The 12,096-nt window shown below is 68.1% G+C and carries 11 protein-coding genes; 4 read left to right on the top strand and 7 right to left on the bottom strand.

Annotation, left to right across the window (positions count from 1 at the left end):
• Positions 1-73: 73 nt before the first annotated feature.
• A complete protein-coding gene (locus tag ACFVJ3_RS18025; RefSeq protein ID WP_378453312.1) occupies positions 74-1,105 on the bottom strand; it encodes a YbhN family protein in 1,032 nt (343 codons plus the stop codon).
• On the bottom strand, positions 1,092-1,727 hold the full coding sequence (locus ACFVJ3_RS18020; protein ID WP_378453311.1) for a TetR/AcrR family transcriptional regulator: 636 nt from the start codon (positions 1,725-1,727) through the stop codon (positions 1,092-1,094). Before ACFVJ3_RS18020 ends, ACFVJ3_RS18025 begins: the two co-directional genes overlap by 14 nt.
• 106 nt (positions 1,728-1,833) lie before the next feature.
• Here ACFVJ3_RS18020 and ACFVJ3_RS18015 point away from each other — a divergent pair, with 106 nt between their 5' ends.
• Positions 1,834-2,211, top strand: coding sequence for a DUF3054 domain-containing protein (locus ACFVJ3_RS18015; RefSeq protein ID WP_378453310.1), 378 nt, complete (start codon positions 1,834-1,836; stop codon positions 2,209-2,211).
• Positions 2,212-2,270: 59 nt separating this feature from the next.
• Complete coding sequence (locus tag ACFVJ3_RS18010) at positions 2,271-3,743, top strand: peptide MFS transporter (RefSeq protein ID WP_378453309.1); 1,473 nt, start codon at positions 2,271-2,273, stop codon at positions 3,741-3,743.
• Positions 3,744-3,786: 43 nt separating this feature from the next.
• Here the strand turns inward: ACFVJ3_RS18010 and ACFVJ3_RS18005 are convergent, their stop codons facing one another.
• The 3 genes from ACFVJ3_RS18005 to ACFVJ3_RS17995 form a co-directional block, all read right to left on the bottom strand.
• Positions 3,787-4,524 (bottom strand): sulfite exporter TauE/SafE family protein, encoded by a 738-nt coding sequence (locus ACFVJ3_RS18005; RefSeq protein WP_378453308.1) that lies wholly within the window; start codon positions 4,522-4,524, stop codon positions 3,787-3,789.
• Between the two features lie 86 nt (positions 4,525-4,610).
• A complete protein-coding gene (locus ACFVJ3_RS18000; RefSeq protein ID WP_378453319.1) occupies positions 4,611-6,290 on the bottom strand; it encodes an NTF2-like N-terminal transpeptidase domain-containing protein in 1,680 nt (559 codons plus the stop codon).
• A gap of 96 nt (positions 6,291-6,386) precedes the next feature.
• On the bottom strand, positions 6,387-8,195 hold the full coding sequence (locus ACFVJ3_RS17995) for a penicillin-binding transpeptidase domain-containing protein (RefSeq protein ID WP_378453307.1): 1,809 nt from the start codon (positions 8,193-8,195) through the stop codon (positions 6,387-6,389).
• 94 nt (positions 8,196-8,289) lie between these two features.
• Between ACFVJ3_RS17995 and ACFVJ3_RS17990 the strand changes: the two genes are divergently transcribed.
• Positions 8,290-8,856 (top strand): hypothetical protein, encoded by a 567-nt coding sequence (locus ACFVJ3_RS17990; RefSeq protein ID WP_378453306.1) that lies wholly within the window; start codon positions 8,290-8,292, stop codon positions 8,854-8,856.
• A gap of 141 nt (positions 8,857-8,997) precedes the next feature.
• Complete coding sequence (locus ACFVJ3_RS17985; protein ID WP_378453305.1) at positions 8,998-10,596, top strand: ABC-F family ATP-binding cassette domain-containing protein; 1,599 nt, start codon at positions 8,998-9,000, stop codon at positions 10,594-10,596.
• A 38-nt stretch (positions 10,597-10,634) separates the two neighbouring features.
• Here the strand turns inward: ACFVJ3_RS17985 and ACFVJ3_RS17980 are convergent, their stop codons facing one another.
• Positions 10,635-11,591, bottom strand: coding sequence for an isopenicillin N synthase family dioxygenase (locus tag ACFVJ3_RS17980; RefSeq protein WP_378453304.1), 957 nt, complete (start codon positions 11,589-11,591; stop codon positions 10,635-10,637).
• Positions 11,588-12,067 carry a nucleoside deaminase gene (locus ACFVJ3_RS17975; RefSeq protein ID WP_052024015.1) on the bottom strand — a complete coding sequence of 160 codons (480 nt, stop codon included), beginning with the start codon at positions 12,065-12,067 and terminating at the stop codon, positions 11,588-11,590. Before ACFVJ3_RS17975 ends, ACFVJ3_RS17980 begins: the two co-directional genes overlap by 4 nt.
• Between the last annotated feature and the right edge of the window lie 29 nt (positions 12,068-12,096).

Here is a 12,096-nt window from a genome sequence, read left to right as displayed (position 1 = left end):
GCGACAAGATCACCATCACCCTCGAGATCGAGGCCGGCCTCCAGGCCTGACCCCACCCGCACCACGCGCCCCGTCATCCACCCGGATGGCGGGGCGCGGTCGTGCTCCGGGCGTATCTAGCGGCGAACAGCACTACCCACCCGATCGCGCCGATCAGCGCGAGACTGATCAGCCGGTACAGCATCACGGCGGCCGTCGCCTCGTCCGTGCCCAGCCCGCCGGCGACGAACGCCACGATCAGGGCGCCGTCGACGACGCCGATCCCGCCGGGGATCAGGGGGATGCTCGACGCGGCCATGCCTGCGACGTAGGCCGTCATTGCGAGGCCGATCCCGACGTCGGTGACGCCCACCGCGCGACACGCGGCGACCAGGCACAGCAGGTCGCCGATCCAGTTCAGTCCCGCGAACACACCCCCGAGCACCCAGTCCCTCGGGCGGGGCCGGACGAGGGCCAGTTGCTCGACGAGGACGCGGACGCGTTCGACGCCCGACGCCGCGGGTCTCTGCAGAAACGCGTTGGCCCAGCCGAGCACCCGCTCCCCTGCACGCACGAGCAGTTTCGGTCGACGCACCAGCTCCCGGATCGCGAATGCGAGGCCGAGGACTCCCAGGATCTCGCCGCCGACGGTGAGCGGATCGGCGTGCGCCCGGACGCCGACAGTCGCCCCGAGAATTCCGAGGGCCCCGAGCGCCAGCGAGCTGATGATCCCCGACGCGAGCATCGTCCAGGCGACCAGCGGGGTGCTCGCACCCCACGTGCGCAACCTCCGAAACGTGAATCCCGCGGACACGAGATGTCCGGCGGGGAGCGTGACGGACAGTGCGTTGGACGCGAAAGTCAGTGCGATCGAACGATGGAGTGCCACCCTGAGACCGCCGGCCGCGAGCAATTGCCGCTGCAGTCGCGCGAAGGTCGTCATCGACGCGATCTCGGCGATCACCGCCAGCACGAGCCACCGCCACCGCGGGTGCAGCAACGTGCCCGACGCTCGCGCGATGTACGGGCTCAACACCAGAACCTCGACGGCCAGCGCTCCGGCCGCGGCGATCGCCAATGCCGTCCTGGGTACCGAGCGCCCGCGCCACACTTCAGTGACGTTCATGGGACGCGACGCCGGTCCGCGACTGGGGTAGGTCGAGGACCCCGGCCTCGATCTCCGCGAAAGCCGAATCCAGCAACCCCAGGAACCGCTGCGCGTCGTCGCCGGGCTGCCACTGCAGATACGCCGTGCGCAGTACCGCGAACGCCGTGTTGACGAGCAGCACACTGCAAAGGGGGTCGACCCGGTCCGGGCGGACCCGGGCGTCGACCCACTCCTGGACGAACTGCTGGAATCGCTCGCCGGCGGCCTTCGTCGACTGCGCGAGGTGGGGCGCCGCATCCAGAATCCGCCGTTGCACGGTGAGGGTGGCGGCGTTGTGGGCGATGTTCGCGCGGATGATCTCGCGGACCGACACCCACATCGGTTCCCCGGCGGGACGCTCGTCGGCGAGCTTCTGCCACCGTTCCCGGTCTCCAGGTCCGGGGTCGAAGAGCAGCGCTTCCTTGGAGTCGAAATAATTGAACAGCGTGCTCTTGGACACGCGCGCCGCCGCCGCGATCTCTTCGACGCTGACGTCGTCGTAACCGCGCGTGTCCACCAGGTCGAGGGCGCACGCGTGCAGCGTCCGCCACGTCTCGTGCTTCTTCGAGACGCGAAGACCCGATCCGCTGTCCGTCGCCATGAATCGAACCCTAACCCCAACTTGGACCGAGTACAATTTTCTTCCCGGTCCACTGTTGGCGTGAGTCCACATCTCATCGCGAATGCGGCCCCTCTAGGCTGGCCGTGTGAAGAAGTACCTCCCCGCGCTCGCCCTCGACGTCGTGCTCGTCATCGTGTTCTGCGCGATCGGCCGACGCAGCCACGACGAAGCCAACGCCCTGACCGGTCTGGCCACCACGGCGTGGCCGTTCCTGACCGGCCTCGTGGTCGGCTGGCTCGCCACCGTCGCGCTCTACCGCGACAAGTTCGACGCGTTCCTCATCGTCCCGACGGGCATCGTGGTGTGGCTGTCGACGCTGGTGGTGGGCATGCTGTTGCGCGTCGTCAGCGGCCAGGGAACGGCGTTCAGTTTCGTCATCGTGGCGGGCACCGCGCTCGCGGTATTCCTCCTCGGCTGGCGTGCCGTCGCGAAGATCGTGACGAAGTCGCGCGCCACCACCTGATACCGGCGAATCCGCCCCGACGGCACACGAACTTCCGCTCGAGGTGAGACAGTTTTCCCATGAGTGACACCATCGATCCGGCCCGGGACGAGAAGCGGTCCGACCGCGGCTTCTTCGGCCAGCCGTTCGCCCTCGCGAACCTGTTCGGCGTCGAGATGTGGGAGCGATTCTCCTTCTACGGGATGCAAGGCATCCTGATCTACTACCTCTACTATTCGGCCGCCGACGGTGGCCTCGGAATCGCCGAATCGTCCGCGACCAGCATCGTCGGCGCCTACGGCGGCACGGTGTATCTGTCCACCATCCTCGGCGCGTGGATCGCCGACCGGCTCCTCGGCTCCGAACGGACCCTGTTCTACAGCGCCATCCTCGTCATGCTCGGCCATATCGCCCTGGCCGTGTTCCCGGGCCTGTGGGGTGTGGGCATCGGCCTGGTCTGCGTCGCATTCGGTAGTGGCGGGCTCAAGGCCAACGCCACCTCCCTCGTCGGTGACCTGTACGACGAGCACGACGAGCGCCGGGACGCCGGATTCTCCATCTTCTACATGGGTATCAACATCGGCGCCCTCGTTGGCCCGCTGCTGACGGGCTGGGCACAGGACTCCATCGGCTTCCACGCCGGCTTCGCGCTCGCCGCAGTCGGCATGGCGCTCGGACTGATCCAGTACACGCTCGGCCGCAAGCGTCTCCGGGGCATCGGGGCGGAACCGCCCAATCCCCTCCCCCGCGCCCAGCGGCCCAAGTGGATCGCGATCGGCGCCGCCGCGGTCGTGGTGATTGCGGCCCTGTCCCTGACCGGTGTGATCACCGCGGCCAACATGTCGGACATCGTGGTCGGCCTCACCATCATCGCGGCGATCGGCTACTTCGCGATCATGTTGTCGAGCCGCCGCATCACGGCCGTCGAGCGCAGTCGCGTCTACGCGTTCATCCCGATGTTCATCGCCAGCGCGGTGTTCTGGTCGCTGTTCCAGCAGCAGTTCACCACCGTCGCGGTGTACTCCGACAAGCGACTCGACCGCAACCTGTTCGGCTGGGAGTTCCCGCCGTCGTGGGTGCAGTCCATCAACCCGGTCTTCATCATCATCTTCGCGGGCGTCTTCGCGGCCGCGTGGACGAAGCTCGGACCCCGCCAGCCGTCGTCGCCGATCAAGTTCGCGGCGGGCACCGTCATCATGGGTATCGCGTTCCTGGCGTTCATCCCGATGTCGGGTGGCGGCGCGAACAGCGCACCGCTGCTGGGTCTGGCCGGAATCCTGTTGCTGTTCACGTTCGCCGAACTGCTGCTGTCCCCGGTCGGGCTGTCGCTGTCGACCAAGCTGGCGCCCGAGGCCTTCCACACCCAGATGGTGGCGTTGTTCTTCCTGTCCGTTGCCCTGGGCACCGCCATGGCGGGCACGCTGGCCGGCTACTACGACGAGAACAACGAAGTCCCGTACTTCACCGCGGTCGGGCTGGGCTCGATCGCCGTCGGCGTGCTCCTCGCCATCGGGTCACCGTGGATCCGGCGTCTGATGAAGGGCGTGCACTGACGCTGGGCGGCACTTCGGCACCGACGGCGCACTGAGCGTCGTCTCAGCGCACCCACAACCACACGGCCAACCCGAATCCCGCGATCGCGATGACGACGCGGAGGACGGACGGTGGTATCCGCCTGACGACGGGCGGGCCGCACCAGCCACCGGCCAGGGCGCCGATCGCCATCGCGGCGGCGGCGCCCCAGTGGACGGGGCCGAAGACCGCGAAACCGATCGCCGCCACCAGGTTCGCGACGCCGAGGAGAAAGCTCTTCAGGATTGTCGCGCGCCAGATCTTCTCCGAGGTGAGGATCAATGCGATCGCCAGGAAGATCACGCCGGCGCCCGCGCCGAAGTAGCCGCCGTAGATGGCGACGACGAACAGCGACACCGAGTACGTGCGTGGCATGTCCCGGTCGCCCGCCAGCGCGCGGAGCCGGGGTTGCAGCAGCAGCGCCAGCGCGGCGAACGCCACCATGAACGGAACGATCGCTTCGAACGACCCCGCCGGGGCCACCAGCAGGATTCCCGCGCCGACCAGGCCGCCCGCAGCCGAGTACAGCGCCCAGCGCCACAGCTTGGGACCGGTATCGGCGACCTCCCGTGCCGAGTTGGACAGGGCGCCGACGCCGACAGCCACCATCGCAACGGTGTTGGTGACGTTCGCGGTCACCGGCGGCAGACCGACGGCGAGGAGTGCGGGATACGACACGATGGACGCCAGGCCGGTGACGAAGCCGACCAGTCCCGCGAAGAACCCTGCTACGACGAGAAGACCGATATCAAGCAGGGACACAAGGTAGAAACTTACCCTTGCTCAATTACTCCCTCAGCGCGGACGGCCCCGCCCTTCAGTTCGCTGGCTTCGCCATCTCCGTGTCTTCAGTTCGCTGGCTTCGCCATCTCACGGAAGAGCATGTCGGTCATCTTCACCGCGCGGTCGCCACCGTCGGCGTCGGCGACGAAGACAGCGAAGGCCAGGTCGCCGCGTGAGCCGTAGAACCAGCGGTCGTCGCCGCTGGCACCGTTCATGCCCATGAGGTCCGGGTAGCCGTTGAGGAACGACGCTCCGCCGCGGACCACGTTGTCGCGCATCATGCCGCGGAGCTGGTCGTTGACGTTCGCCGGAAGCGGCTGAGCGGTCATATCGGTGGTGCCCGGCTGTCCCTGGACGATCATCGGCGCCGGCGCGCTGCCCCTCGCGATCGACGCGGCCAGCATGGCCATCCCGAACGGCGTCACGGCGGGCAGGTCGCTGTCCTTACGGTTCATCACCTGGTTCATCCCCGACTGGTCGGTGGTGAAGACGGCGGTCTGCTGGTCGAGGCCCGGGATCTTGTAGTTCATGCCGAGCCCGAGTTGATTGCCCGCCTTCTCGATGTCCTCGATCGACAGCGAGGACGGGTCGACGCCCTTCTGCAGTCCGGCGGCCTTCTTCACCAGGTCGAGGTTCGATCCGGCGGGGTAGAGGCCCTGGAACGCGATCGGCCCTTGCTCCATTGCCTGGTTGTTCTGCGCTGCGGCGAGCACGGCGCCGGTGGACGGCTGGATCGCGACGATCGTCGCGGGTGTGCCGACGCTGACCACGGCTTCCTCGGCTGCCAACTGCAGGTGGGAGTCCAGGGTCGCGGCGATATCCGGCCCGGGCGGGCCCTGGAACCCGGCCTGCGGGATGAGCGTGCCGTCGGGGTCCACGAGGTGGACGGCCCAGCCGGCCGTCGCGTCCCGGTTGGCCTGCCACACCTTCCGCAGCGGATCCAGCAGCGGCGTCGTGATCCGGCGATCCGACGTGATGAGCTTCGGCGTCTTGATGGTGACGACACCGGGGATCGCGAGGTCCTGCTCGAGGAACTCGTAGTCCTGGTCGCGCAGCAGCACGGCGGTGACCTGCTGGCCGGGCTTCTCGGCCATCTCCGCCATCATCGTGTCGGACGTCACGAGGGGAGCCACCGGCTCGAGGACCTCCGCGAGACGCCGGGTGGTCGCGACGGGATCGGGCATCGTGGCGGGATCGAGGGTGACCGAGTTGATGGTCTGCTCGTTCATGAGCAACCCGCCGAACGCGTCGAAGACCCGCGGCGGAGCGGCGTCCGTCCGGTCGAAGCGGACGATACGCCCGTTGCCCAGGTCGGGCGCGAGGATCGACGGATCCCAGGAGATGCGCCAGCCGACGGACAGGTTCCGCACACCGCCCTGAACCTGGTAGGTCCAATCTTTGCCCTCACCGAAATGCCAAGCGGCACCGACGGTGAAGAAGCCGGAGTCCGAGCCGAGATCCATGAACTGGGTCAGGTCGAACTTGGCGTCCTCGGGTTTCAGACCGTCGAACATCTGCTGAATCGCCGTCTCCGCGGCGTTGGGATACGAGGTCTGCGCTGCAGCAGCAGCGGCGTCGCCCTCGTTCAGCGCGTTGACGAAGTCGTCGACGACCGACTGCGCGGTCGCCTCCTCTTTCGACAGCACACACGACGCCAGAATCACCGCCAGAACGACAGCCGACGTCAGGGCGATCACGTATCTGTTGCGGCGGCCAAGCGATCGTCCATTCCCCATGTCCACCATCTTGCTTTCAGTCACATGCGTAACAAGCACCATTTGCCTACGAAGGAGTTACGGTTGAGCCACAACTTATCCCCGAACAGCAACGCGCGAACGGGTTTATCGAAGAAAACGCCCCGCAGCCTGCACAGCAGGGGCCGAACTGTCACCTGTTGCTATAAATACGGCAAATGCTAGGTCGTCCTTGATTCCGACGAACCAGCCGTGCGCAGGACCATTCCCCGACTCGGCCGTTCCCGTTTTGCCGAGCAGTCCCGGAATGTCCTGCAGCGCAGTAGCGGTACCGCCCGTCACAGTTTCGCGCATCATCGTCCGGAGGTCCGCGGTGACGTTTGCAGGCACGGTGGGCGCCGTCTTGTCGGCGGTTCCCGGTTGGCCTTGCACGATCATAGGCGACGGCGTCGAACCGTTCGCGATGGAGGCGGCCACCATGGCCATCCCGAACGGCGTCGCGGTTACCTGCCCCTGCCCGATCCCGGACTCGACACGGGCCGCCGGACTGCCGGCGACGGGCACGTTGCCCGTCACGGTCGTCAGCCCGGGTGTGACGTAGTCGACGCCGAGCCCGAACTGCAGCGCGGCCTGCTGCAGGGCGTCGGGCGGTAACCCGACCGCCAGCCGTCCCATGGTGGTGTTGCACGAACGCGCAAACGCGGTGTGCAACGGGACCGCGCCCAGGTCGAATTCGTCGTCGTTGGGGATCTGCCTGCCCTCGATGTTCTCGGTGCCGGGGCAGGGCAGGACGGTGTCCGGTGTGGCCTCGCCGGCCTGCAGGGCCGCGGACGTCGTCACCGTCTTGAACGTGGATCCCGGCGGGTAGAGGCCGGTCAGCGCGATCGGGCCGAGTGCGTCGGCCGGGGCGTTCTGCGCCACCGCCAGAACCTCCCCCGTGGAGGGTCGCAGCGCGACGATCGCGGCCTGCTGCGGCACGTCGGCGAGCGCCCGCTCGGCAGCCATCTGCATCGGGAGATCGAGGGTCGTCGCAATGTCGGTCGCGGCGGGACCCTGCTCGCCGGCGATGCCCTTCGCCGCGCCGTCCTGGCCGACCAGCTGCACCGCCCAGCCGGCGGATGCGTCCTGCCCCTCCTGCCACAGGTCGCCGAGGCCCGCCAGGGTGGGTGAGGCCAGCGCCTTGTCGGTGCTGAGCAGCCTGGCCTGCGGGGCCAGCGTCACTCCCGCGAGTTCCCGCAACTGCGGTTCGATCGGCGCCAGGTCCTCGGCGCGCAACGAGATGGCCGTGACCGGCTTTCCCTGGGCGCCGGCCAGGTCCTGCTGGAGCGAGGCGGTGGTGATCGTCGGTGCGATGGGTGACAGCAACGCGGCCACCGCCGCGGTGTCCGCACCCTGATCGACGTTGACGAGCGTCACGACCTGTTGCTCGAGGATCGGTGCCCCACCCGCGGCGAGGACCTTCGGCGGCGCCCCGGTCGTGGTGGTGTACCGGACGGTGGTGTCGTCGGTGAGACCGGGTGCAAGCACGGCCGGGTCCCAGACGATCTTCCAGTCGTCCCCTTCCTTGGTGGCGTTGCCGGTGGTGCTGTACTTCCACTCCTGCCCCGGGCCGAACGGCCACGACACGTCCATCGTGAACGTGCCGCCGTCGTCGCCCGACTCCTGCACGTCGGTGCGGGTGAACGTTCCGTCCTTGTTTCCGAGCCCGTCGTACATCGCCGTGATCGCGGCGGTGGCGGCGGCCGGATCGGTGGTGAGTTCGGCGGCGACCTGCACGTCGTCGCTGTTCAGGGCGTCGGCGAACTGCTGCGAGACAGTGTCGGGCTGGTCCGGCCCGAAGAGTCCGCAGGCGGAGAGCACGGTCGCGAGGACCGCGATCCCGGCCACTGCCTTGCGGGTGGAGGTGGGACGGATGGGGCTGTGACGAACGGTTGAGGTGCGCACGAACTCGATCATGCCTGACGTGGTGGCGCGCTTCGAAAAATCGGTGTAATCATGTAATCAGTGCTTCATCACACCGATCGGGGCACCCGGCTCCCAGGAGGACGCCATGAAGAACGCACACGGTCCGGGCGGCCGACGTTTCGGCAGGCCCGGTGGATGGCAACAGGCGGACGTCCCCGACGCCGGCGATGCAACCGACTGGTTCGCCGGCCGTCTTCCCGACGACTGGTTCACCGGTCCCGCCACCGTCGAGGTCGACCGCGAGGAGATCGTCGTGGTCGGCGAACTGCCGCCGGTCGAGTCCGCCGACTCCGGTTCCGACGCGGCGATCGACGGGCGCATCTCGCGGTTCCGCGAAACGACGCGCGGCGATCGGATGCGCATCGCCGACGAGGCCGAGATGCGATACGGGCGCAAGGTCGCGTGGGGCGTCAGCCTCGACGGCCACAAGACGCTGTTCACTCACCTCGCGGTTCCGGTGATGACCCGGCTCCGCCAACCCGAACGCAAGGTTCTCGACACGCTCGTCGACGCCGGTGTGGCGCGGTCGCGGTCGGACGCCCTGATGTGGACGGTCAGGCTGGCCGGCCAGCACAGCGAACAGTGGCTCACCGAACTCCGCGAAGCCATGGCCAAGGTGGACGACCTCCGGGCCGAGGGTCCCCAGATCTAATTCGATTGCGCGGGCATCGGCGGCGTCCTATCGTGAACGTCACCGATGCGCACCGGGCGCGTCAGACAGAGGGGAACGGTCCATTGCTCCTGACGAGGTAGTCACGCGAGTCTTCATCCGCACACACCTCGGGAGTACCCCATGGCCCAGTCATATCTGTCCCTGTCCGACCTCACGTTCACCTGGCCCGACGGCGAACCTGTCTTCGACGGCCTCGACGCCGTCTTCGGTCCCGGACGCACCGGCGTGGTCGGTCTCAACGGTTCCGGCAAATCAACCCTGCTCCGGCTGATCGCCGGGCGCCTGCACCCCGACCGCGGGTCGGTGACGGCGCAGGGCGAGGTGGCGTACCTGCCGCAGGACATCACGCTCGATCCCACGCTGACAGTCGACCGGATCCTGGGCATCGCCGACCTCCGGGCGGCGCTGCACCGCATCGAGTCCGGCGACGGCACAGCCGACGATTTCGATGCCGCGACCGGCCGCTGGGACATCGAGGAGCGGGCGGTCTCGACCCTGCACCGCCTCGGTCTCGAACGCGTGCTCGCCGGAACTTCCGACCTCGACCGCACCGTCGGCACCCTGTCCGGCGGTGAGACGGTGCTGCTCGGCCTCACCGCGCAACTGTTGCAGGAACCGGAGGTGCTGCTCCTCGACGAGCCCACCAACAATCTCGACAGCGCGTCCCGCAGCAGGCTCTACGAGGTGGTGCAACAGTTTCCGGGCACCCTGCTGGTGGTCAGCCACGACCGCGACCTCCTCGATCTCATGAATTCCGTCGCGGAGCTGCGTGGTGGCGAAATCCGCATGTTCGGTGGGAACTTCAGTGCCTACCGGGAGATCGTCGAGGCGGAGCAGGAGACCGCGCGGGCGGCGGTGCGCGATGCCCGCAGCGACGTGCAGAAGCAGAAGCGGGAACTCGTCGAGGCCCGCATCAAGATCGACCGACGTAAGCGGTACGGGCAGAAGATGTTCGAGAACAAGCGCGAACCGAAGATCGTCATGGGGCTGCGGAAGCGTCAGGCACAGGAATCCGCGGGGAAGCTGCGGAACAACCACATCGCGAAGGTCGACGAAGCGCGGGAGTCGTTGACGGAAGCGGAGAGTGCCCTGCGGGACGACCGCGAGGTGCGCATCGACCTCCCGGCCACGGAGGTGCACTCAGGCCAGGAGGTGGTCTCCGTCCGGGACGTGAGCCTGCTCAGCGGACAGCAGGTGTCGCTGGACGTCGTCGGTCCCGAGCGGATCGCCCTCGTCGGCCGCAACGGCGTCGGGAAGACTACCCTGCTCGACGCCGTCGTGGCCGCGGGACCACGGGTTCCGTTCAAGGCCCTGCCGCAGCGACTCGACGTGTTCGACGAGTCGCTGACGGTCGCCGAGAACGTGGCCGTGGCGGCGCCCCACGCGTCGCAGGAACAGATCCGCGCCCAGCTGGCCCGGTTCCTGTTCCGGGGCAACGATTCCGACGTGCTCGCATCGGCGTTGTCGGGTGGGGAACGGTTGCGGGCCGCGCTCGCGACCATCCTGCTGGCCGAACCCGCCCCGCGGCTGCTGCTGATGGACGAGCCGACGAACAACCTCGACCTGCCGAGTCTCGCGCACCTCACGCAGGCTCTCCGCAGCTACCGCGGTGCGCTGATCGTGGTCAGCCACGACCGGCAGTTCCTCCACGACATCGGCGTCACCCGGTGGCTGGAACTGACCGACGAGGCCCTTCGCGCTTGTGCGCCTTTTCGGTAGCTCCAGCTACCAGAAAGGCGCACGGGCGCCGGAGGCGCCTACAGCGTGATCGCGTCGAGACGGGTCTTGATGAAGTCCGCCGACGTGACGGGCCCGAGCCCGGTGACGGTTCCGATCGGCGGCTCGAGGGGTGTCACCTGCGCGTCGTGGTTGAGTTCGTAGAAGTAGATGAGCGACACCAGGTCTTCTTCGGGGGCGTCGGCCTGCGGCGGCAGCACCCGGTGCCGACCCGACGGCCAGCGCCTGCCGCTCCAGTACTCGAGGAGGTCGCCGATGTTGACGGTGAGAGCGTCGGGGTCGTAAGGCGCGTCCTCCCAGCCGCCTTCGTCGGTGTACACCTGGAGTCCGCCTGCGCCGGGTTCCCGGTCCAGGACGGTGACGGTGCCGAAATCGGTGTGCGGCCCGATGCGGAACTGGCCCGGCTCGGGCTCCCCCACCGACGACATCGGCGGGTAGTGGTTGATGTTGCACGTCCACGTCGGGCGGTCCGCGAGTCCGTCGAAGGGGTTGGCGGGCAGCGCGAGTGCCGCCGAGAACAGTGCGAGGAGGTCGTCGGAGAGCCGGCGCATCGCCTCGGTGTAGGTGGTGAGTAGGTCGCGCAGTTCCACCACTTCGGTGGGCCACACGTTGGGCTTGAACCACACGTCGTCGACGACGGGATCCCCGGTGCGCGTCTCGGCCCCGACCGCGAACGTCTCCTTGAGGTCCGGCGGCGTCTCGGTCCCTTCGGCATAGCCGTTGGCCTCCATCCCGGGCCCGATCCAGCCGCGTTCGCCCACGATCGCCGAGTACTGCGCCTTCACCTGTTCGGGGAGTGCGAAGAACCGGCGCGCGGCCGCCCGCACGTCCGCGGCCAGTTCGCGGGTGACTCCGTGGCCGCGGACGAGGAGGAACCCGGCACGCTGCAGTCCCTCGTCGACGTCCCGGGCGACGACCGCGGCGGCAGGTCCGCCCGCCCGCCAGAGCGCGATGTCGACGGTGGCGATCGGGGTCATTCGGCTACTCCAATGTCTTCGTTCCAGAGTTCGGGCTGGTTCTCGATGAATTCGGTCATGAGGTCGATGCAGTGCTGATCGCGCAGAACGGTCACGTCCACGCCGTTCTCGCGGAGCCATTCGTGACCGCCGGTGAACGTGACGCTCTCCCCCACGACGATCGCGCCGATGTTGAACTGCCGGACCAGGCCGCTGCAGTACCAGCACGGTGACAGGGTCGTCACCATGATCGTCGAGCGGTAGTCACGCTGGCGCCCCGCGGCGCGGAATGCGTCCGTCTCACCGTGGACGGACGGATCGGCGTGCTGGACCCGTCGGTTGCGACCGCTGCCCAGCAGGGTTCCGTCGCCGGCGAAGAGTGCGGCCCCGATCGGTATTCCGCCCTCGCGTTTGCCGAGTTCGGCTTCGGCGATCGCCACGGTCAGCAGTTCCTCGGGGTCGAGGGCCATCCGCGCAGAGTTCACAGAGATCGACATGCCTCTACCTTCCGTCTCGGACGCCGCGA

Origin of the sequence: Rhodococcus sp. NPDC127593 (assembly GCF_042671975.1) — a bacterium.
In the GTDB taxonomy this organism is placed as follows: Bacteria; Actinomycetota; Actinomycetes; order Mycobacteriales; family Mycobacteriaceae; genus Rhodococcus_F.
Note: the sequence above shows the minus strand (reverse complement) of the source record. Positions and strands in the feature narration are given on the sequence as shown.

Bases quoted from the DNA above. Each gene is read 5' to 3' on its own strand.
- ACFVJ3_RS18010 (WP_378453309.1), top strand. From the start codon at position 2,271: ATGAGTGACACCATCGATCCGGCCCGGGACGAGAAGCGGTCCGACCGC.
- ACFVJ3_RS17975 (WP_052024015.1), bottom strand. From the start codon at position 12,067: ATGTCGATCTCTGTGAACTCTGCGCGGATGGCCCTCGACCCCGAGGAA.
- ACFVJ3_RS17990 (WP_378453306.1), top strand. From the start codon at position 8,290: ATGAAGAACGCACACGGTCCGGGCGGCCGACGTTTCGGCAGGCCCGGT.
- ACFVJ3_RS17985 (WP_378453305.1), top strand. From the start codon at position 8,998: ATGGCCCAGTCATATCTGTCCCTGTCCGACCTCACGTTCACCTGGCCC.
- ACFVJ3_RS18020 (WP_378453311.1), bottom strand. From the start codon at position 1,727: ATGGCGACGGACAGCGGATCGGGTCTTCGCGTCTCGAAGAAGCACGAG.
- ACFVJ3_RS18000 (WP_378453319.1), bottom strand. From the start codon at position 6,290: ATGGTGGACATGGGGAATGGACGATCGCTTGGCCGCCGCAACAGATAC.
- ACFVJ3_RS17995 (WP_378453307.1), bottom strand. From the start codon at position 8,195: ATGATCGAGTTCGTGCGCACCTCAACCGTTCGTCACAGCCCCATCCGT.
- ACFVJ3_RS17980 (WP_378453304.1), bottom strand. From the start codon at position 11,591: ATGACCCCGATCGCCACCGTCGACATCGCGCTCTGGCGGGCGGGCGGA.
- ACFVJ3_RS18025 (WP_378453312.1), bottom strand. From the start codon at position 1,105: ATGAACGTCACTGAAGTGTGGCGCGGGCGCTCGGTACCCAGGACGGCA.